Source organism: Duganella rivi, from assembly GCF_009857435.1.
In the GTDB taxonomy this organism is placed as follows: Bacteria; Pseudomonadota; Gammaproteobacteria; order Burkholderiales; family Burkholderiaceae_D; genus Rugamonas; species Rugamonas rivi.
In genome coordinates this window covers 644,282-664,459 of sequence record NZ_WWCK01000005.1, presented here as the reverse complement: position 1 = coordinate 664,459, position 20,178 = coordinate 644,282, and the positions used below count along the sequence as shown (strand labels likewise).

General features: G+C 62.4%; 22 protein-coding genes. 12 read left to right on the top strand and 10 right to left on the bottom strand.

What is annotated here, in order from left to right; genetic code table 11:
* Positions 1 to 50: 50 nt before the first annotated feature.
* From gmhB to GTP45_RS19105, 5 genes are all read right to left on the bottom strand, one after another.
* Complete coding sequence (gene gmhB, locus GTP45_RS19125; RefSeq protein WP_161015566.1) at positions 51 to 617, bottom strand: D-glycero-beta-D-manno-heptose 1,7-bisphosphate 7-phosphatase; 567 nt, start codon at positions 615 to 617, stop codon at positions 51 to 53.
* A 15-nt stretch (positions 618 to 632) separates the two neighbouring features.
* Positions 633 to 2,741 (bottom strand): glycine--tRNA ligase subunit beta, encoded by a 2,109-nt coding sequence (glyS, locus tag GTP45_RS19120; protein WP_161015458.1) that lies wholly within the window; start codon positions 2,739 to 2,741, stop codon positions 633 to 635.
* 15 nt (positions 2,742 to 2,756) lie between these two features.
* On the bottom strand, positions 2,757 to 3,668 hold the full coding sequence (glyQ, locus tag GTP45_RS19115; RefSeq protein ID WP_161015457.1) for a glycine--tRNA ligase subunit alpha: 912 nt from the start codon (positions 3,666 to 3,668) through the stop codon (positions 2,757 to 2,759).
* Between the two features lie 69 nt (positions 3,669 to 3,737).
* On the bottom strand, positions 3,738 to 5,309 hold the full coding sequence (gene lnt / locus GTP45_RS19110; RefSeq protein ID WP_161015456.1) for an apolipoprotein N-acyltransferase: 1,572 nt from the start codon (positions 5,307 to 5,309) through the stop codon (positions 3,738 to 3,740).
* A complete protein-coding gene (locus GTP45_RS19105) occupies positions 5,309 to 6,193 on the bottom strand; it encodes a CorC family transporter (RefSeq protein ID WP_161015455.1) in 885 nt (294 codons plus the stop codon). The genes lnt and GTP45_RS19105 overlap by 1 nt, the downstream gene beginning before the upstream one ends.
* Before the next feature lie 144 nt (positions 6,194 to 6,337).
* On the opposite strand from GTP45_RS19105, the gene GTP45_RS19100 reads away from it, so the two are divergent.
* Complete coding sequence (locus GTP45_RS19100; RefSeq protein ID WP_161015454.1) at positions 6,338 to 7,090, top strand: substrate-binding periplasmic protein; 753 nt, start codon at positions 6,338 to 6,340, stop codon at positions 7,088 to 7,090.
* A 2-nt stretch (positions 7,091 to 7,092) separates the two neighbouring features.
* Here the strand turns inward: GTP45_RS19100 and ybeY are convergent, their stop codons facing one another.
* Together ybeY and GTP45_RS19090 are read right to left on the bottom strand one after the other, a co-directional pair.
* Entirely contained in the window at positions 7,093 to 7,560 is a 468-nt protein-coding gene (gene ybeY, locus GTP45_RS19095; RefSeq protein ID WP_161015453.1) for an rRNA maturation RNase YbeY, read from the bottom strand.
* Entirely contained in the window at positions 7,544 to 8,665 is a 1,122-nt protein-coding gene (locus GTP45_RS19090; RefSeq protein WP_161015452.1) for a PhoH family protein, read from the bottom strand. Before GTP45_RS19090 ends, ybeY begins: the two co-directional genes overlap by 17 nt.
* 93 nt (positions 8,666 to 8,758) lie before the next feature.
* Here GTP45_RS19090 and GTP45_RS19085 point away from each other — a divergent pair, with 93 nt between their 5' ends.
* Both GTP45_RS19085 and GTP45_RS19080 read left to right on the top strand, forming a co-directional pair.
* Entirely contained in the window at positions 8,759 to 9,082 is a 324-nt protein-coding gene (locus GTP45_RS19085) for a hypothetical protein (protein ID WP_161015451.1), read from the top strand.
* 226 nt (positions 9,083 to 9,308) lie between these two features.
* Entirely contained in the window at positions 9,309 to 9,644 is a 336-nt protein-coding gene (locus tag GTP45_RS19080) for a hypothetical protein (RefSeq protein ID WP_161015450.1), read from the top strand.
* A 61-nt stretch (positions 9,645 to 9,705) separates the two neighbouring features.
* Here the strand turns inward: GTP45_RS19080 and GTP45_RS19075 are convergent, their stop codons facing one another.
* Together GTP45_RS19075 and GTP45_RS19070 are read right to left on the bottom strand one after the other, a co-directional pair.
* Entirely contained in the window at positions 9,706 to 10,554 is an 849-nt protein-coding gene (locus GTP45_RS19075) for an HDOD domain-containing protein (protein ID WP_161015449.1), read from the bottom strand.
* Entirely contained in the window at positions 10,547 to 10,894 is a 348-nt protein-coding gene (locus GTP45_RS19070) for a hypothetical protein (protein WP_161015448.1), read from the bottom strand. The genes GTP45_RS19075 and GTP45_RS19070 overlap by 8 nt, the downstream gene beginning before the upstream one ends.
* A gap of 120 nt (positions 10,895 to 11,014) precedes the next feature.
* Between GTP45_RS19070 and GTP45_RS19065 the strand changes: the two genes are divergently transcribed.
* Genes GTP45_RS19065 through GTP45_RS28060 form a run of 3 tightly spaced genes read left to right on the top strand, consistent with a single transcriptional unit; the run spans position 11,015 to position 13,176 of the window.
* Positions 11,015 to 12,595 carry a sensor histidine kinase gene (locus tag GTP45_RS19065; protein WP_161015447.1) on the top strand — a complete coding sequence of 527 codons (1,581 nt, stop codon included), beginning with the start codon at positions 11,015 to 11,017 and terminating at the stop codon, positions 12,593 to 12,595.
* A 14-nt stretch (positions 12,596 to 12,609) separates the two neighbouring features.
* Positions 12,610 to 12,999 carry a DUF3224 domain-containing protein gene (locus tag GTP45_RS19060; protein ID WP_161015446.1) on the top strand — a complete coding sequence of 130 codons (390 nt, stop codon included), beginning with the start codon at positions 12,610 to 12,612 and terminating at the stop codon, positions 12,997 to 12,999.
* A gap of 9 nt (positions 13,000 to 13,008) precedes the next feature.
* On the top strand, positions 13,009 to 13,176 hold the full coding sequence (locus tag GTP45_RS28060) for a hypothetical protein (protein WP_166454667.1): 168 nt from the start codon (positions 13,009 to 13,011) through the stop codon (positions 13,174 to 13,176).
* A gap of 54 nt (positions 13,177 to 13,230) precedes the next feature.
* Here the strand turns inward: GTP45_RS28060 and GTP45_RS19055 are convergent, their stop codons facing one another.
* Complete coding sequence (locus GTP45_RS19055; protein ID WP_161015445.1) at positions 13,231 to 13,584, bottom strand: PEP-CTERM sorting domain-containing protein; 354 nt, start codon at positions 13,582 to 13,584, stop codon at positions 13,231 to 13,233.
* A 300-nt stretch (positions 13,585 to 13,884) separates the two neighbouring features.
* On the opposite strand from GTP45_RS19055, the gene GTP45_RS19050 reads away from it, so the two are divergent.
* From GTP45_RS19050 to GTP45_RS19025, 6 genes are all read left to right on the top strand, one after another.
* Entirely contained in the window at positions 13,885 to 14,679 is a 795-nt protein-coding gene (locus GTP45_RS19050; RefSeq protein ID WP_371874474.1) for a ChaN family lipoprotein, read from the top strand.
* The gene (locus GTP45_RS19045; RefSeq protein WP_161015443.1) at positions 14,680 to 15,003 is read left to right on the top strand and encodes a thioredoxin family protein; all 324 of its coding nucleotides are present in this window, start codon (positions 14,680 to 14,682) and stop codon (positions 15,001 to 15,003) included.
* A gap of 75 nt (positions 15,004 to 15,078) precedes the next feature.
* Positions 15,079 to 16,353, top strand: a complete 1,275-nt coding sequence (locus GTP45_RS19040) for an MFS transporter (protein ID WP_161015442.1) — start codon at positions 15,079 to 15,081, stop codon at positions 16,351 to 16,353.
* 142 nt (positions 16,354 to 16,495) lie between these two features.
* A complete protein-coding gene (locus GTP45_RS19035; RefSeq protein ID WP_161015441.1) occupies positions 16,496 to 17,893 on the top strand; it encodes an MFS transporter in 1,398 nt (465 codons plus the stop codon).
* Positions 17,893 to 18,984 (top strand): aldose epimerase family protein, encoded by a 1,092-nt coding sequence (locus GTP45_RS19030; RefSeq protein WP_229258548.1) that lies wholly within the window; start codon positions 17,893 to 17,895, stop codon positions 18,982 to 18,984. The genes GTP45_RS19035 and GTP45_RS19030 overlap by 1 nt, the downstream gene beginning before the upstream one ends.
* Before the next feature lie 70 nt (positions 18,985 to 19,054).
* Entirely contained in the window at positions 19,055 to 20,047 is a 993-nt protein-coding gene (locus GTP45_RS19025; RefSeq protein WP_161015439.1) for a LacI family DNA-binding transcriptional regulator, read from the top strand.
* The last annotated feature ends 131 nt before the right edge of the window (positions 20,048 to 20,178 follow it).

The window sequence follows — 20,178 nt, the reverse complement described above, 5'->3', positions numbered from 1 at the left end:
GGGAACGCAGAAACAAGACGGGATGACCCAATGCAGACTCCAAAAACTGTTTAGCTAACGACGTGCAGCGCCGGCGGGTTGGTGGTTTTCAGCAGGTGTGTGACCATCGCCGCCAGATCCGGGAAGATCATGGTGCCGGGCGGCAGACCGCCGGTGGCTTGGGTTTTTTCACCTTTGCCGGTCAAGACCAGGTACGGCACGCAGCCGCTCACATAACCTGCTTGCAGGTCGCGCAGCGAATCGCCGACGACAGGCACGCCTTTCAGACTGATTTTATAGCGCTGCGAGATTTCTGTGAACATGCCCGGCTTGGGTTTGCGGCAGTCGCAGTTGTCGGCCGCCGCGTGCGGGCAGAAAAACACTGCGTCGATGTCCGCGCCCACTTGCTGCGCCAGGTTGTGCATCTTCTGGTGGATGGCGTTGAGGATGGTCATGTCGAAGAACTCGCGGGCGATGCCCGACTGATTCGACGCCACCACCACCCGGTAGCCCGCCTGATTCAAGCGGGCGATTGCTTCCATCGAGCCGGGAATGGGAATCCACTCCGCCGGCGATTTGATGAAGTCCGGCGAATCGTGATTGATTACGCCGTCACGATCCAGAATGACCAGCTTCATGGACGGCGCACCCATTTACACCGCCAGTTTGGAGATGTCGGCCACGCGGTTCATCATCCCGTGCAGGGAGGACAACAGCGCCAGACGGTTGTTACGCAGGGCGACATCTTCGGCCATGACCATGACGTCGTTGAAGAAGGCGTCGACTTCGTTTTTCAACTGGGCCAGCGTTTTCAGCGTGCCGGCGAAGTCGCCCTGGTTGAAGGCGGCGTCGATTTCCGGCAGCACGCGTACTACGGCGGCGTTCAGGTTCACTTCGGCCACGTCCTTCAGCAGCGCCACGTTGACGCCAGCTTCGCCAACAGCGGCGAGGGCTTCTTCGTTCTTCTTCAGGATGTTGGTGATGCGCTTGTTGGCCGCTGCCAACGATGCCGATTCAGGCAGCGCGGCGAACGCTTGCACTGCTTCCAGGCGCTGCACGATGTCGTCCAGGCGATCAGGATTCTGTGCAACCACGGCTTCGATTTCGTTGACCGAGAAGCCGCGCTCGCGCAGGATGCCGCGCAGGCGATCCAGCATGAAGGCTGCTACTTCGGTGGTCGGATCTTTGAAGCCGGCTACGGCGTTGAACTGCTTCGCTGCGTCGGCCAGCAGGCCGGAGATCGACAGCGATAGGCGCTTCTCGATCAGCATGCGCAGCACGCCCAGCGCGTGGCGGCGCAGTGCGAACGGATCTTTGTCGCCGGTAGGCTGCAGGCCGATGGCCCAGATGCCGACCAGGGTTTCCAGCTTGTCGGCCAGTGCGACGGCGGTGCCGGTTACGGTCGATGGCAGGGCGTCGCCGGCGAAGCGTGGCTGGTAGTGTTCCGATGCGGCCAGCGCGACGTCTTCTTTTTCGCCGTCGTTGCGGGCGTAGTAGGTGCCCATGATGCCTTGCAGCTCAGGGAATTCGCCTACCATGTCGGTCAGCAGGTCGGCTTTCGACAGGCGCGCTGCGCGTTCGGTCAGAGCGACGTCGGCGCCCAGCTTGGCGGCGATGGCGCCGGCCAGTGCGGTCACGCGGTCGCTGCGTTCGGCCTGGGTGCCCAGCTTGTTGTGGTACACGACGTTCTTCAACAGCGGCAGGCGCGATTCCAGCGTTTTCTTCTTGTCTTGTTCGAAGAAGAATTTGGCGTCGGACAAGCGCGGGCGCACCACGCGCTCGTTACCGCCGATGATGGCGGCCGGCGTGTCGGTGGCGATGTTGGAGACGATCAGGAAGCGCGAACGCAGCTTGCCGTTGGCGTCGGTCAGCGCGAAGTACTTTTGATTGGTCTGCATGGTCAGGATCAGGCATTCCTGCGGCACGGCCAGGAATTCGTCTTCGAATTTGCATTCGTAGACCACTGGCCATTCAACCAGAGCGGAGACTTCGTCCAGCAGCGATTCCGGCATCAGCACCGTGTCGGCGCCGGCTTTGGCCAGCAGTTCGGCGCGGATCTGTTCTTTGCGGTCTTCTACCGACGCCAGTACCTTGCCGTCGGCTTTCAGCGTGGCGACGTAGGCATCGGCGTTGGCGATGGTGACGGCGCGCTGGCCCGGTGCGGTCAGGAAGCGGTGGCCTTCGGTGACGTTGCCGCCGGTCAGACCGAGCAAGGTCAGTGGCAGCACGGCGTCGCCATGCAGTGCAACCAGCGCGTGCGCAGGACGCACAAATTGCACGGTGGCGCCGTCTGGACGCTGGTAACTCATTACTTTTGGAATCGGCAGCTTGGCGACCGAATCTTCCAATGCGGCTTGCAGGCCCGCTTGCAGCGCGCTACCGGATGCGGTGTAGGTGTAGAAGAAGCTTTCGGCCTTGCCGTCCTGCGCGCGTTCCAGATCGGCCACGGTCAGGTCAGGGAAGCCCAGTGCGGCCAGTTTCTTGGCCAGCGGCGGCGTGCCGTTGCCGTTGGCGTCCAGAGCGACCGATACCGGCAGCACTTTTTCACGGATCGATTTGTCTGGCGACACGGCGCGCACTTTGGTGATGGAGACGGCCAGGCGGCGCGGCGTGGCGTAGGCGGTGGCGACGCTGTCGGCTTCCAGGAAGTCGCGCGATTTCAGGCCGTTGACGATGCCGTCCGCGAAAGCCTTGCCCAGTTTGGCGAGCGCCTTCGGCGGCAGTTCTTCGGTCAGCAGTTCGATGAGCAGAGTTTGAGTCATATCGTTTATATCGTTTTATTCAGCGGCTGCGGTTTGTGGCAGCATTGGGAAGCCCAGACGCTCACGCGAATCGTAGTAAGCCTGCGCCACGAGGCGCGACAGGGCGCGTACGCGGCCGATGTAGGCAGCGCGCTCGGTCACGGAGATGGCGCCGCGTGCGTCCAGCAGGTTGAAGCTGTGCGAGGCCTTCATGATTTGCTCGTAGGCCGGCAGCGTCAATTGCGCTTCGATCAGGCGCTTGGCTTCCGATTCGTGGTTGTTAAACTGCGAGAACAGCAACTCGGTGTTGGAGTGCTCGAAGTTGTAAGCCGATTGCTCAACTTCGTTTTGGTGGAATACGTCGCCGTATTTCAGCACCTTGGTCTCGCCGTTTTCTTCCCACGTCGTCCACACCAGGTCGTACATATTTTCTACGCCTTGCAGGTACATGGCCAGGCGCTCAACGCCGTAGGTGATCTCACCCAGCACCGGCTTGCAATCGAGGCCGCCGACTTGCTGGAAGTAGGTGAACTGCGTCACTTCCATGCCGTTCAGCCAAACTTCCCAACCGAGGCCCCAGGCGCCCAGCGTTGGCGATTCCCAGTCGTCTTCCACGAAGCGGACGTCGTTCTGTTTCAGATCCAGTCCCAGCGCTTCCAGCGAACCCAGGTACAGGTCGAGGATGTTTTCCGGCGCAGGCTTCATCACTACCTGGTATTGGTAGTAGTGCTGGCCGCGATTCGGGTTCTCGCCATAGCGGCCGTCTTTCGGACGGCGCGACGGCTGAACGTAGGCGGCGCGCCAAGGCTCAGGGCCGATCGCGCGCAGGAAAGTGCCAGTGTGGAAGGTGCCGGCGCCGACTTCCATGTCGTATGGCTGGAGCAGGGCGCAGCCTTGCTTGTCCCAGTAGGTTTGCAAGGTCAGGATGATTTGTTGAAATGTCAGCATCTTTTGTCAGTCGGTGGCATGCCCGGGGCATGCAGGTTGCAGTTTCGCTAAAGCGATGATTTTAGCGGGTTAAGCGGCTTTTGGCTGGTTTTTTGAGCGCTTTGCCCAAAACCACGCGCCTGCCAAGGACAAGGCGGTCAGGGCGAGGAACAGCTTGTTGCCCCAGATGATGTACGGGGTGCTGCCGGCCATGCCCTGCACATTGGCGGCCAGCGTGCCGAAGGTGTTCACCGGCAGTTGCTGCACCACTTTGCCCTCGCCATTGATGATGGCGGTGGCGCCGGTGTTGGTCGCCCGCAGCATGGGGCGGCCGGTTTCCAGCGTGCGCATCTGCGAGATCTGCAAATGCTGCGGAATGGCGATGGTGTCGCCAAACCAGGCCAGGTTGGAGGTGTTCAGCAGCAGGGTGGCCGGTTTCTGGTTCTGTGCCGGATTGTTCAGCTGGGCGGCGATCTCTTCGCCGAACAAGTCTTCGTAGCAGATGTTGGGCAGTACGCGCTGATCCTTGATGGCGAACGCCGGCTGGATATCGCGGCCGCTGGTCATGTCGCCGAGCGGGATCGACATCAGGTTGACGAACCAGCGGAAGCCGTAGGGAATGAACTCGCCGTACGGCACCAGGTGGTGCTTGTCGTAGCGGTAGAAGTTCGAGCCCAGCTTGGCCGGGATGCCGATCACGCTGTTGAAGTAGGCGGTCTGGCTGTCGGCGGTGAAGATGCCGAGGATCAGGTTGCTATTGGTCTTGTTCAGGAACTGCGCGATGCCAGGCAGGTAGTCCGGCGGCAGTTGCTGTTGCAGCGTGATGATGGCGGTTTCCGGCGTGGCGATCAGGTCGGCCGGGGCGGCGGTGATGGCGTCCTGGTACAGCTTCATGTTCGAGACGATCTTGGCGCCATTGAACTTCTCGTCCTGCGGGATATTCCCCTGCAGCAGGCGCACCGAGATCGGCTTGCCTTCGGGGTAAGTCCATTGCAGGAAGCTCAGGCCGGCGCCGGCGATGCAGACGCCCACCGCCAGCCCGGCCGCGCGCAGGCGCGAGCGGTGCAGCAGCAACAGCAGCGCGCCGGCAATCACGGCGGCCAGCCAGCCAAGGCCGTACACGCCGATAATCGGGGCGAAACCGGCCAGCGGGCTGTGATTGTGGGCATAGCCGGACGACAGCCACGGGAAACCGGTGAACAGCCAGCCGCGCACCCATTCAAACAGTGCCCACACTGCCGGGAACACCAGCAGGTTGGCAGCCGGCAGCGGCAGCGTCCAGCGCTGGCGCAGCCACCATGCGCTGCCCATCGCCAGCGCACCGTAGATGCCCATGGCGGCGCCCAGCAGCAGCACCGCCAGCGCAGCCAGCGGCGCGGGCATGCCGCCGTAGGTATGCATCGAGACATACAGCCAGTGCACGCCGGCGGCAGTCCAGCCGGTGACGAAGGCCCAGCCGATCAGCGCTGCCGCTTTGACGCTGGTGCTGCGCAGGACTTGGTAGAACAGCGTGGCCAGGCCGAGGATCTCCAGCGGCCACCAGCCGAACGGCGCGAACGCGAACACGCACAGCGCACCGGCGAGGCCGGTGATCAGCATGCGGCCTCGGGTCGAGCGTTGCGGCTTGGGAGGATCGTTAGGATTGGCGCGGCGAAAGCGCATTATGCGTCGTCGCCGTGGTCTGGCGCCGGCGGCAGTTTTTCCACCGTCAGCACATGGATCTGGCGGGCGTCGGCACGCAGCACTTCAAAGCGTAGGCCTTCAAAGTCGAACACGTCGCCTTTGTGGGCCATGCGGCCGAGGTGCTTGGCGACCAGGCCGCCGATGGTGTCGGCGTCGTCTTCCGGCAGCGCGGTGTCCAGCTCTTCGTTGAACTGTTCGATCTCGGTCAGCGCCTTGATGCGCCAGCGCGGGCCGTGCTGGCCTTCGCGGATCGACAGGATGTTGTCTTCTTCCTCGTCGAAATCGTACTCGTCCTCGATATCGCCGACGATTTGTTCCAGCACGTCTTCGATGGTGATCAGGCCGGCCACGCCGCTGTACTCGTCGACCACGATGGCCATGTGGTTGTGATTGGCACGGAAGTCGCGCAGCAGCACGTTCAGGCGTTTCGATTCCGGGATGAAGATGGCTGGGCGCAGCATGTCGCGCACGTCGAACGATTCTTCGGCGTAGTAGCGCAGCAGGTCCTTGGCCAGCAGGATGCCGATCACCTTGTCGCGTTCGCCCTCGATGGCAGGGAAGCGCGAGTGGGCGGTTTGCAGCACCAGCGGCAGCCATTCTTCAATCGGCTTGGAGATGTCGATCACGTCCATCTGCGAGCGCGGGATCATGATATCGCGGGCGGACAGGTCGGATACCTGGAACACGCCTTCGATCATCGACAGGGCGTCGGCGTCGATCAGGTTGCGTTCGTGGGCGTCGTGCAGAACTTCGAGCAGCTCCGAGCGGTTCTCGGGCTCTGGGGAAATCAGGGCGGTCAGTCGTTCAAACAATGACCTGTGGGGTTTAGCGTCAGTCTTGACGCTACTAGAGTGCTCTTGCATAGCTGGCGTAAAGCCGGTTGTTTCGAAGAGGCATAGGATACACCAAATGGGAGCCGGGGGCCGTTTTTGTCAAAAAAACAGCACGGAAAGCTGCCCTTATAATAAGCTTGTGGCTGGTGAACACGTCCCGGATAAAGGTCTTTTATGAGCAAGCATTCGCCCGCCAGGCGATCGATGGTGATTGACGGCGCATTGTGCCTGGCCTTGCCGGCGGCCGGCGCCCTGGCTGCGCCCTCGGTCTTGCGGGCGGTGTCGCTGACTGTGCCGCTGTTCGGCATGGAGCGGCAGGGTGCCGCACCCAGCGGCATTTTTGTCGACGTGATCACCGAACTGTCGCGCGCTAGCGGCGTGCCGATTAGCAATGCCATGGCGCCGAAGGTGCGCGCCCAGGCCATGCTCAAGGCCGGTGAGGCGGATTTGATGATCGGTTTCGACAATCCCGAACTGCAAGCCAGCGCGCGGCGCGTGGCGCTGGTGGCCAGTTTTGAGGTCGGCATCGTGGCCCGCCCCGGCATCCGCCTGCGCGCGCTAAGCGACCTGCGCGGCAAGACCGTCGGACAGCTGCGCAGCGCCGACTACTTTGCGCCGCTCGAGCAGGACAGCGCGATTTTGAAGTACAGCACCAATACCATGGCGCAAATGGTCAAAATGCTGGCGCTGGGGCGGGTGGATGCGGTGATCGGCGTGCGCGAATCACTGTATTACGCATTCCAGACCGAAGGCGTGGCGGCCGAGCGGATCGGCGATTTCCTGGCGCTTACCAGCCGGGAGGCCTGGCTGCATTATGCGAACAGCAACTATGACGCGGCGACGGCGGACAAGCTGGCCGCAGCCATGCGGCGGCTGCGGGACGGCGGCAGTATAGCCGCCATCGTTGCACGCTACGTGCGCAAATAAGATCAGCTGGCGTAGGGATCGGCGTAGCCGAGTTCGGCGAGGAGTTCGGTTTCGATGCCTTCCATTTCGGCCGCTTCTTCGTCGTCCATGTGGTCATAGCCCTGGGCGTGCAGCACGCCATGGATGATCAGGTGGGCGGTGTGCTCTTCCACCGTTTTCTTTTGCTCGGCCGCTTCTTTTTCCAGCACGTCGGTGCAGAGGATGATGTCGGCCTGGGTCGGTGCGTCTTCCGGCAGTTCTTCTTCGCCCTCGTTGTAGGCGAAGGTCAGTACGTTGGTGGCGTAGTCCTTGCCGCGGTATTCGCGGTTCAGCGCCTGGCCTTCTTCGGCGTCGACAAAGCGGATGGTGAGCTCGGCCGGCGCGAACAGCGCGGCTTGCACCCACTTGCGGATCATCGGGCGGGTGATGCTTTCTTGCAGGCGTGGATCGGCGTATTGCACCGACAGCGTCAATTTATTTTTTGCGGACATTTTTGAGAGCCGTGGCTTTGAGGAGTGGAGCGATTTCCGCTTCGTGGTTGTGGGCGGTTTCGTAGGCGTCGACGATGCGCGCGACCAGCGGGTGGCGCACCACGTCTTCGCTGTTGAAGTGGCTGAAGGCGATGCCGCGCACTTCTTTCAGCACCTGGATGGCGTCGACCAAACCGCTCTTTTGGTTCTTGTGCAAATCAACCTGCGTGATGTCGCCGGTGATCACCGCTTTGCTGCCGAAGCCGATGCGGGTCAGGAACATTTTCATCTGCTCGACCGTGGTGTTTTGCGCTTCGTCCAGGATCACGAAAGCGTGGTTCAGGGTGCGGCCGCGCATGTAGGCCAGCGGGGCGATTTCAATCACCTGCTTTTCGAACATTTTCTGCGTGCGGTCGAAGCCGAGCAGGTCGTACAGGGCGTCGTACAAAGGGCGCAAGTACGGGTCTACCTTTTGCGACATATCACCGGGCAGGAAGCCGAGGCGTTCGCCGGCTTCCACCGCCGGGCGGGTCAGGATGATGCGCTTGACGGCGTCGCGTTCCAGCGCATCGACCGCGCAAGCGACGGCCAGGTAAGTCTTGCCGGTGCCGGCCGGGCCGACGCCGAAGCTGATGTCGTGCTCGAGGATGTTGCGCAGGTAGCGGATCTGGTGCGGCGTGCGGCCGCGCAGGTCGGCGCGGCGGGTTTTCAGCACCGGGCTGTTGATGTCGATATCGACCGCCGGCACCGGTTCGATCTTGCGCGGCTTGGCGCTGCGGGCGGCTGGCGCGCCGTCGTCCTCGCTTGATGGTTCCTGCTCAGGCGTCAGCGCGGCGATATTCCCGGCGTGCATGCTGGCGCGTTGCTCAACCAGCGCCAGTTGCACTTCCTCGATCGGCACGATCTTGTTGGCGATGGCGTAGAAGTGTTCGAGGATCTCGACCGCGCGTTCGGCGTTGTGGCCGCTGACGATGAATTTCTCGCCGCGGCGGAAGATGGTGACGTCCAGCGCGGCAGAAATCTGGCGCAGGTTTTCGTCGAGCGGGCCGCACAAATGGGCCAGGCGCGCGTTATCGAGCGGCTCCGGGACGAAGTAGTGCGGCTGGACTGGGGTCTTGGTTTTCAATGGAATGCTTTTAGGAGAGAAGGCCGGCGACCGGCACAGGCGATAGTTTATCGTAATTTGCGGTCAGTAGCGCCTTTGCTCTACAGTAGAGGTATGGCCATCAATGTCACCAGCGCGCCGCGTCCCGACCCGGTGCAAACCAATCTGCGCGAAACCCGCGCCAACCGTGCCGAGCAGCGTAGCGAGCAGGCGGCGGAGACGCGCCGCGCCCAGCAGGACAACCGCGCCGAGAAAGACGGCGCCGCGCTCAAGCAGCGGGTCAAGGAAAACAACGAGGCCAGCCGCAACGAAGCCCGCAACAACGACGCCGCCGCCGCCGCCGACCGCCGCGCCGCCCAGCAAGCCGACAAAAAAGCCGAGACCGAGCGCCGCGACAATCAAAAGACGCTGGGCCGCAATATCGACACCACTGCCTGACTTCCGCCTAATCCCCACCTTTTCCGCGCAGAAGTTGTTGCGTGCGACACCCTCCGATTGCGTGTGTTGAAATAGCATTGTTGCTAAGGTTTCTAGCCTCCGATTGATGCCGAACAATCTTAGCGCGGTGCGCGCTGGTATCTTGCACTAATAGCAATCCGAGACGCTAAGTTTTGCTTAAGTTCAAACCAGCACTATCTGTTCACCCCAACCAATGAGGAAAATCATGGCACATCATGCTCTCGCTTCGCAGGAAAGCTACAACCCGAACCACCTGCTCGATATCTTGCTCGGCAAGATGCAACTGAAAAACGATGCTGCGCTGTCGCGCCTGCTGGAAGTCGCACCGCCGGTGATCAGCAAAATCCGCCACCACCGCCTGCCGGTCGGCGCCTCGCTGCTGATCCGCATGCACGAAGTGACCGGCATGAGCATCCGCGACCTGCGTGATTTGATGGGCGACCGCCGCACCAAGTACCGCCTGTCCGACGCCCAGGGCCGTCCGAAACCAGAAGACCGTCCGGTCGAGAAAAAAGCCGAAGCTGGATTCGCGGCCCATTGATGCGCACCGCGCGCCCGCACCTGCCGCGCCGAGCATGAGCCCGGCCCGGCAGGTGGCCACTTCAGGTTAGCAGCACCATAGAGATCTCTTCATACTGCAGTTCCGTCTCGCGGAACAATTGCAGATAAATTTCCTCGTCGAGGCCCAGCGCAGTCCAGGCCACGGTAGAGACGGGCGGGACTAGATCGTCCTGCACCTGCGCCAAATCGAGCGCATGCACAATCGCATCGGCCACGTGGATGATGGCCGCCAGGAAGCCGGCGCCCGGTTGCTCCGGCGCGTGGTGGCCGCCGATGGCCAGCCGCATGGTGTCGGAAAAATTCCAGTGTTCTGCCAGCGCCAGGCCGGCGTCGACGTGATCGACGCCCAGCACGGCGCGCTCTGCGTCCAGCAAGTAGCAGTCGTGCTCGGCGCGGTAGGCGATGGCGGCCGCGTACTGTTCCGGGAAGCACGACACCAGCACCAGCCGGCCGATGTCGTGCAGCAGCCCGGCCGTGAAGGCGTAATCCTGGTTGAAGCGCATCTGCCGCGCCAGCACCTTGGCGCAGGCGGCGGTGGCAATCGAGTGGCGCCAGAAGGCCTTGTGGTCGAAGCCGGGGCAATCGCCTTCGGCAAAGCAGCCGGTAACGGCCGCCGCCGTGATCAGGTTGCGCGTGGTCTGGAAGCCGAGGTAAGTAATCGCCTGCTGGATGGTGGTGACCTTGACCTGCAAGCCGTACAGCGAGGAATTGGCCAGCCGCAGCGTTTTGGCGGTCAGCGCCTGGTCGTGCGAGACCTTCTTGGCCAGCACGGAAATGTCGATGTCGTCCTGGTCGATGCTGTTGAGCAGTTCCATTACCACCGCCGGCAGCGATGGCAGGTCGTCCAGCGTGCGGACCACGTCGTCGTAACTGAGCATGGCGTCACTCATGTTCCGGGGTCTCCTCTACACCAAGGCGAAAGTCGGTGACAAAGCGGCGCAGCGTGGCCGTGGCCCAGTCGCTGCCGCTGTCCGGGTCGTTCTTGCGGAACAGGTGGGCCAGGCGGGCCTCGTGGCGTTCCAGCGTGGCCGCCACCACTTCCGGCTGCACTTGCTCGGTGACGATGGGCAGGATGGCAATACCATGGCGCGGCATCAACGCCAGCATGGCCTCGGTCAGCACCGTGCCTTGCGGCAGCAGCACATTGCCCTGCACGTCGAGCAGCACGTCGGACAAGACCATGCCCGGCCGCACCTCCGCCAGTGCCAGTTGATGATAATTCCCCGCCATGCTGCCTCCCGGTTGCTCCTTGAACTATATTTCCCGATCTTACCATTGTCTTGCCAAGACGCAGCCCATACCGTACATTGGGGCGTTGCCGTCAAATCTATGTCGTCGGGAGATCGCTAGATGTTTGGGATTCAAGGCCGCTTGACGCTGCTTTTCGTGGTCATCGTAACGCTGGTGCTGGGCATTTCCGGCACCTATGCCCAATACAGCCTCGGCCATGAACTGGAGGTCAGCAGCCAGCGCCTGCGCCAGGGCGTGCTGACGCGCCTGCAAACCAGTCTGCCGTCGGCGCTGTGGGATCTCGATAAGGCCAAGGTCGACAACATCGTCGCCGCCGAGATGATGCCGCCGGAGCTGGTCTCGATCCGCGTCTACGATACTTCGGTCGGCCTGTTCTCCGGCAAGCTGCGCAACGAGAACGGCACTATTTCCTCGATTGAAAACGACGCTGCGGTGGCCGGCACGCCAGTGGTGGCCGACCTGGCCTACCGCGATTCCGGCGCGGCCGGCGCCGCGCTCAAGCCGGTGATCGTCGGCCGCGTGGTGGTCAACTTCAGCCGCGCGCAAATCGACGCCACCTTGGCCGCCGAGGTGCGCCGCAAGGTGACCGAGGTGCTGCTGCTGGACTTGATCCTGGTGGCGGCGCTGGCGCTGTCGCTGCGCATTGTGTTCGATCCGCTGAAGCGCCTGCGCGACGGCTTGTTTGACCTTGCGACGCGCGGCAGCGATGAGGTGGAGGAGTTGCCGGACAGCCGCCACGACGAACTGGGCGAGGTGATCCGCGGCTTCAACGCCATCCAGCGCAAGATTAAATCGAATATTCAACGCATCCGCGAGGCCGAGGACGAGGCCCGCAAATCGGCCCAGGCCACCGCCAAGGCCATGGACGATTTGCGCCGCACGCAGGAGTCGCTGTTGCAGGCCGAGCGGCTGGCGTCGCTGGGCGGCCTGGTGGCCGGCGTCGCGCACGAGATCAACACGCCGGTCGGCATCGCCCTGACCAGCGCCTCCGTGCTGATGGAGGCCACCGAGAAGGTGCAGGCCTCGGTCGAGGGCGGCAACATCAAGAAGTCCGACATCACGCGCTACCTGGAGACGGCGTCCGAGAGCACGCGCCTGATCATGAACAACGCCTACCGCGCGGCGCATCTGATCCACAGTTTCAAGCAGATCGCGGTCGATCAGGTCAGCGAGGCACGCCGCCGTTTCGAGCTGCGCGACTACATCAACGAGGTGGTGTCCAGCTTGCAGCCCAAGCTGAAAAAGACCCGCATCACGGTCAGCATTGCCTGCCCGCCCGACATCATGCTCGACAGCTATCCCGGCGCGCTGGCGCAGGTCATCACCAACCTGACCCTCAACTGCGTTGAGCACGCCTTTGATGCGGACGACGAGGGCCGCATCGTGATCGGCGTCGCGCAGCAGGGCGACTGGATCGAGATGCAGGTGACCGACAACGGCAAAGGCATCCCGCCCGATATGCTGGACAAGGTATTCGACCCGTTTGTCACCACCCGGCGCGGACAGGGTGGCACCGGCCTCGGCCTGAATATCGTGTTCAACCTGATTGCCAAGCAGTTTGGCGGCAGCATCACGGTGTCCAGCGTGCTGGGGCAGGGCGCCAGCTTTGTGCTGCGCATGCCGTGCATCACGCCGGTTGATGATCATGCGCTGCATGCCGACACCCGCCTGCACGCCTAACCAGGAAACAAACCATGCCCATCATTACCGGAGAATTCACCGTCGCCATGCAGCCGGAGGCCATGTCGGCAGTAGCGGCTGACAGCGGCATCGGCCGCATGTCGCTCGACAAGCACTACCACGGCGCCCTGCAGGCCGAAGGCAAGGGCGAGATGCTGGCCTACATGGATCGCGCGCTCGGTTCCGGCGTGTACGTCGCGGTCGAGCGCGTGACCGGCGCGGTGGAAGGGCGCAGCGGCAGCTTCTTGCTGCACCACACCGGCGTCATGACGCGCGGCGCGCCCAGCCTGTCGGTGGCAGTGGTGCCCGATTCCGGCACCGGCGAACTGGCTGGCTTGCGCGGCACCTTAAATATCCGCATCGACGGCGGCAAGCACTACTACGACTTCGATTACACGCTATAAAATGGCGGCATGGATAAAGAAGCGATCAAGGGCCTGTTGATTTTGCTGGCCGTCGGGCTGGCGCTGGCCTTGTTGGCGATTGTCGGAACGGAAGATGGCTGGCACAAGCTGGGCTGCGTGGCACGCGCCACTGTGCATGGCATCGCGCTCAGCAATATCCGATCGGTGTGCCTGTAAATAAAAATCCCGCTGGCATGCAGCGGGATTTTTTATGGAGGCCGGAAGACCTTCTTATTCGTCGGTGAATTTCTCTGAACCTTGGCGGCGGCGCGAGGCGAAGCCGAGGACAACCAAACCCAGCATCAACATGACAAAGGTTTGTGGTTCCGGCACCGGAGTGACCGGTTCGGTTTGTTGCGGGTGTTTGGGATCTGCCGGTGGTAAAGCGTTAGGGTCGGATTCGGTCGTCTTGGCGGCAGGCGCGCTGATACCGCACGGCGCAGGGTCGTTCGCTTCGCAATGGGCGAGTACAATTGTTGCAGGTGCAACATTGCTGTTGGTGGCAGGCGCGGCAGGCGTAGCCTGTACGGCGCCAGCAAAGCTTAAGGCAAGTAATGCTGTCGAGATCAAGGACACAACTTTCACGATGACACTCCTCTTGCGAACGGGAGTTAAGGTCGGTTTAATGCACAAACTGTAAAGTCACGGCGCAGTGTTCTAACACTCGCTACCGTTCTGATATTAAACCATGTCCAATAACAAATTGCCATCTCTTTTTCTTTCGGAACAACGGATTTTTGCGTCGCAACAACACCCGCCGGCAGCTTGCCAGTGGCGCAGATGATTTAAAAACTTCAACAACTAAATTCTATGCACACTCGCGCCGATCAGATGATTTCTACATATAACCCTACGATTCGATTGACTTTGGCGCTTGCCACGGTTGTGTTGGCTTCCGGGTGCGCCAGCAGCGGCAAACCGGCCGCCGTGTTGTCGGATAATCTGCTGGAGGCGAGCAATCCCCAGGTGCTGCTGCTGGGCGAGGTGCACGACAATGCGCAAGGGCACAAGCTGCGCTACGAATTGCTGCGCCAGCGCGTGGAAGCGGGCTGGCGTCCGGCCATCGTCATGGAGCAGTTCGACCGTGAAAACCAGGATCAGCTGAGCAAGGCGCAAAAAGGCTGCCTGGACGCCCAGTGCGTGATCCGCGTGGCCGGCGGTGCGCGCTGGGATTGGCAACTGTATTATCCTGTGATCCAGCTGGCGCTGACTTACCACTTGCCGCTGGTGGCGGGCAATCTGTCGCGTGCCGATGCGTCGCGCGTGGTGCGCGACGGCGTGGCGTCGAGCTTCGACCCGCAAAGCGTCAAGGACTACCAGCTGGATCAGCCGCTGCCGGCGGCCGTGACCAGCGTGCAGCAGCAGGAAATCGTCGCCGGCCATTGCAATATGCTGCCGGAGATGATGGTGGGCGGCTTGGTCAACGCCCAGGTGGCGCGCGATATCTGGATGGCCAAGATCATCCGCGACCAGCAGCCGAAAGACGTGGTGCTGATCGCCGGTAATGGCCATGTGCGCAAGGACGTCGGCGTCGGCTATTGGCTGAACCGGGTGACGCCGGCGCTGACCATGCGCAGCGTCGGTTTTATCGAGGGCGGCGGCAATGGCGGCCGCTACGACAGTATGCAAACGGTGGCCGCGCAAACCCGCGACGATCCGTGCAAACAGGTTAAGAAATAAATGAAGACACGCTACATCCCCGAAACACTGCAACGCGCCGAAGTCGACGCCATGCAGGGCGCCGTGCTGCTGGAGTTCGGCGCCAACTGGTGCGGCCACTGCATGGCTGCGCAAGCGCCTCTGGCCGATGCCTTTGCTGGCCACGAGGATGTGGCCCACTACAAGGTCGAAGACGGCCCCGGCCGGCCACTGGGCCGCTCGTTCCGCGTCAAACTGTGGCCGACCCTGATCTTCCTGCGCGACGGCGAGGAAGTGGCGCGCGTGGTGCGGCCGTTGAAAGCAGGCGACATATCGGCCGGCTTTACGCAAATTGATCCGCATTGACCGCTAGTCATGCTTGGCAATCCTGCAATGTCGTGTGTATGATGGCCCGCACACCACCTTGCAGGAGCGTCAAGCATGAGTCACCCGGGATCGCCGAAGACTAATTCCGCCGCCACCGTATTGTTTGCCAGCCTGATCGGCACCACGATCGAGTTTTTCGATTTCTACATCTACGCCACCGCTGCCGTGCTGGTGTTCCCCAAGCTGTTCTTCCCCGCTAGCGACCCTGCCGCCGCGACCCTGCAATCGCTGGCGACGTTTGCGATTGCCTTCTTTGCGCGTCCGGTTGGCTCAGCCGTGTTCGGCCACTTTGGCGACCGCATCGGCCGCAAGGCGACGCTGGTGGCCGCGCTACTGACCATGGGCATCTCGACCGTGGTGATCGGCCTGCTGCCGACCTACGCGACCATCGGTACGCTGGCGCCGGCCTTGCTGGCGCTGTGCCGCTTTGGCCAGGGCCTGGGCCTGGGCGGCGAGTGGGGCGGCGCGGTGCTGCTGGCGACCGAGAACGCGCCGCCGGGCAAGCGCGCCTGGTACGGCATGTTCCCGCAACTGGGCGCGCCGATCGGCTTCTTCCTGTCGGGCGGCATCTTCCTGCTGCTGAGCCAGGTGCTGACCGATGCCGACTTCTTTGCCTACGGCTGGCGCATTCCGTTCCTCGCCAGCTCGCTGCTGGTAATCGTCGGCCTCTACATCCGTTTGAAAATTCACGAGACGCCGGACTTCCAAAAAGTGCTCGATAAAAACGAGCGCGTCAAAGTGCCGGTCGTGACCGTGTGGAAAGAACACCGCAAGCCGCTGGTGCTGGGCACGCTGATCGCGCTGGCCACCTTCGTGCTGTTCTACCTGATGACGGTGTTTGCGCTGAGCTGGGGCACCAGCGCGCTCAAATTCACCCGCAAGGACTTCTTGATCCTGCAACTGTTCGCGGTGCTGTTCTTCGCGCTGACGATTCCGTTCTCGGCGATTTGGGCCGACCGCAAAGGCCGCCGTTCGACCTTGATCTGGGTGTCGGCCGCGATTGCCGTGTTCGGCCTGACCATGGCGCCGCTGTTCGGTTCGGGCGACGCCACGCAAGTGACCTTCTTCCTGTCGCTGGGCCTCGGCCTGATGGGCCTGACCTACGGCCCGCTGGGCACCATCCTGTCCGAGCTGTTCCCGGCCGAGGTGCGCTACACCGGCGCCTCGCTGACCTTCAATCTGGCCGGCATCCTCGGCGCGTCGCTGGCGCCGTACGCCGCCACCTGGCTGGCGACCAACTTCGGCTTGCAGTATGTCGGCTACTACTTGTCGGGCGCGGCGCTGATCAGCCTGATCGCATTGCTTTTGGTAAAGACTAAGCAAGCTTAGTCCCAGTCATCGTACAACAGATGCGAAGAGGCAGACGATTCTGCTTGCTTCGCCTGTTTTATGGTTGTACGATGACATACGACTAAGCATGATCTCGTGGAGACCGAGAGATCATCACCATAAACAAAACATAAGTGATGCCATGAACCTGAGCGAGCCTGTAAATGCGCAAGCGGTGGCCCAGTCCGTCGGTAAATACCGCTGGACTATCTGCGCCCTGTTGTTTTTCGCCACCACCGTCAACTACCTCGACCGTCAGGTCTTGAGCCTGCTGGCGCCCGCCTTATCGGTGGAATTTGGCTGGAGTAATACCGACTACGCCAACATTGCCGCCGCCTTCCAGTTTGTCTACGCCATTTCGATGCTGTTTGCCGGCCGCGTGGTCGACAAGATCGGCACCAAGGCGGCCTACGTGGTGGCGATTACCGTGTGGTCGCTGGGCGCGCTGCTGCACGCGGCCTCGGTGCCGGTGGGCGAAGTGGCCGTCGGCATCCTCGGCCTGTTCGGCGTGGCGGCGGTGCCGTCGATTATCGGCTTCATGATTTCGCGCGCGGTGCTGGCGGTGGGCGAGGCCGGCAACTTCCCGGCCGCCATCAAGGCCACGGCTGAATACTTCCCGAAAAAAGAACGTTCCTTCGCCACCGGCATCTTCAACTCCGGCGCCAACGTTGGCGCCATCCTGGCGCCGATCTCGGTGCCGGTGCTGGCGTCGATCTGGGGCTGGCAAGCGGCCTTCATCATGATCGGCATGCTGGGCTTCATCTGGATGAGCGTGTGGCTGTGGCTGTACGACAAACCGGAAAAGCAGCCGCGCCTGTCGGCCGCTGAGTTGGCTTACATCCGCAGCGATGCACCGGTGGCTGCACCGGCGGCCGCCAGCGATGAGCTGGCGAAAAAAGTATCGTGGTTCCAGCTGCTGAAGTACCGCCAGACCTGGGCCTTCGCTTTCGGCAAATTCATGACCGACGGCGTGTGGTGGTTCTTCCTGTTCTGGCTGCCGACCTATCTGTCGGCGCAGTACGGCATGAAGGGCGAAGCCATTATCCTGCCGCTGGCCGTGTTGTACAGCATGACCATGATCGGCTCCATCGGCGGCGGCTGGTTCCCAAGCTACTTCATGTCGCGCGGCTACGCGCCGTACGACGGCCGCATGAAAGCCATGCTGATGATCGCCTTCTTCCCGCTGGTGGTGCTGCTGGCGCAGCCGCTGGGCGCGATCAGCTACTGGGTGCCGGTGCTGCTGATCGGCGTGGGCGCGTCGGCGCACCAGGCATGGTCGGCGAATATCTTCACCACCGTGTCCGATATGTTCCCGCAAAAATCGGTGGCCTCGGTGATCGGCATCGGCGGCATGGCCGGCGGTATCGGCGGCGTGCTGCTGACCAAGCTCGGTGGCTGGGTGTTCGACTACTACAAGACCGTCAACGACATCCGCACCGGCTACATGATCATGTTCGGTATCTGCGCACTGGCTTACCTGGCGGCGTGGGTGGTGATGAAGGCGCTGGTGCCGCGCCACAAGGAAATCACCGACCTGTGATGCTACGCCTGACGCTACTGTCCGCGTTGCTGGCGGCCGCCGCTTCCGCCCACGCGGGCATCCGCGTGGAAGCGTACGGCGTTACGCAAGCCGGCCAGCCAGTGGAAAAAGTCGTGCTTGAAAATGAGCGCGGCATGCGGCTGGCCTACATCGACTACGGCGCCACGCTGGTGCAGGCCGAGGTGGCCGACCGGCGCGGCCAGCGCCGCAATGTGATACTGAGCCTGCCCGATCTTCCAGCGTTTGAACGCACGCGGGGCCGCTACGGCGCCATCATCGGCCGCTACGCCGGCCGCATCGCCAACGCGCGCTATACCTTGGACGGCAAGACCGTGCAGCTAGTGCCGAATGCACGCGGCGCCGCCATCCACGGCGATCCCGATCCCTACGACAAGCGCGTGTGGCAGCGCCAGGACTTCGCCGACAAGGAGTCGATCGGCTCCATCTACCGCCTGCACAGTCCCGACGGCGACCAGAAATTCCCCGGTGCTTTAGATGTCACCGTGACCTATCGCCTGCTGCGCAAGCGCGATGAATTCCGCATCGAGTACGAGGCCAAGACCAGCGCGCCGACAGTGCTTAATTTGACCAACCACGCCTACTTCAACCTCGCCGGCGCGGCCGCCAACACGCTGCAAGGCCACCGCTTCCAGATCGCCGCCGACCGTTATCTGGAAACCGACGCCGTGCGCGTGCCGACCGGCGCGATCCTCAACGTAGCGGGCACGCCGTTCGACTTCCGCCGCGCGGCCAGCGTGCATGAACGCCTGCCCTCGGTAAGTGGCGGCTATGACCACAGCCTGTTGTTCGCCAAGCCTGTCGGCGCATACGCGCACGTCGCGGTAGTGCAGGGCGGCGGCATCCGCATGGCGGTCGCCACCAGCGAGCCGTCAGTACAGGTGTACACCGTCAACGGCTTTGACGGCAAAGAGACCGGCAGCGAAGGCGTGGCCTACCAGCGCTACGGCGCATTCGCGTTTGAAACCCAGCATTTGCCCGATAGTCCCAACCACGCCAACTTCCCCACCACCGCCTTGTATCCGGGGCAGGTGTTCCGCTCCCAGACCAGTTTCCACTTTACGCCCGACTAGTAAAGTCATGCCCTCATGATAAGATTGTCACCTCGGCGCAGCAGCCGCCACGCCATACGACCGTCTGAACATGAAAAAAAACGTAGCAACCATCCGTGACGTGGCCACCGCCGCCGGGGTCTCGACTGCCACCGTCTCCAAGTTCGTCAATGGCGCGCAGCGGTTCTCACCGGCCGTCGAGGCGACCATCACGGAAGTGATTGCAAAGCTGGGCTACCGTTCCAATCCGCTGGCCGCGTCCATGATTACCGGCCGTACCAAGAGCATCGGCCTGTCGGTGCTGGACGTCAGCAATCCGCACTTCACCAGCATCGTCAAGGGTGCCAACCGTGTTGCGCTGGCGCACGGCTACACGCTGCTGCTGGTCGATACGGAAGAAAACCCGGGCCGCGAACGCCCGCTGCTGGAAGCGCTGAGCCGCCGCGTGGACGGCATGATTGTGTTCTCGCGCATGCTGGAAGCGGAGATGGATTGGATGACGGAGCTGGGCAAGCCGCTGGTGTTCTTCGGCCGCTTGAACCGCCTGGAGATTCCGTGGGTGATCAGCGACGACCATCGCGGCGCTTACATGCTGACGCGCCATCTGGTGTCGCTGGGCCACAAGCGCATCGCCTACCTGAGCTTCCCGCGTTCGCGCCGCGACGAGGAGCGTCTGGGCGGCATCCGCGAGTGCCTGGCGGCGCAGGGATTGGAGTTAAAGATCTACGAAGGCGAAGCGCCGACTTCGGCGGAAGGTGAGCGTGTCAGCTCGGGCATCATGCTCGGCTCCGAGCACCCGGATGCGCTGATCTGCTACAACGACTTGATGGCGCTGGGCTTCATGAAAGCGGCGCAGACCCTGGGCTTCAAGCTGCCGGAAGATATTTCGGTGGCCGGCTTCGATAATATTCAATACGGTTTATACACTTCTCCGCCTTTAACCACGGTCGATTTGCAGAGCGAGCGCATGGGCGCGGTGGCGATGGAGAAACTGATCGCCACCATCGACGGCAAAGCGCCGCCGAACACCACCATGATCGAGCCGCAACTGATCCTGCGCGGTTCGACCGTCAAGCGTAGCTAAAAGGTTCTTCACGGATTTTCGGGGTACTTAAGATGAGCTGCGTTGACACCACCTTGCTATCCTAAAAAGCACCCCGACCAAAAGGGTCAGACCCCGTACGGGGTCTGACCCTGGCCGCAGCGGTGTGCGGG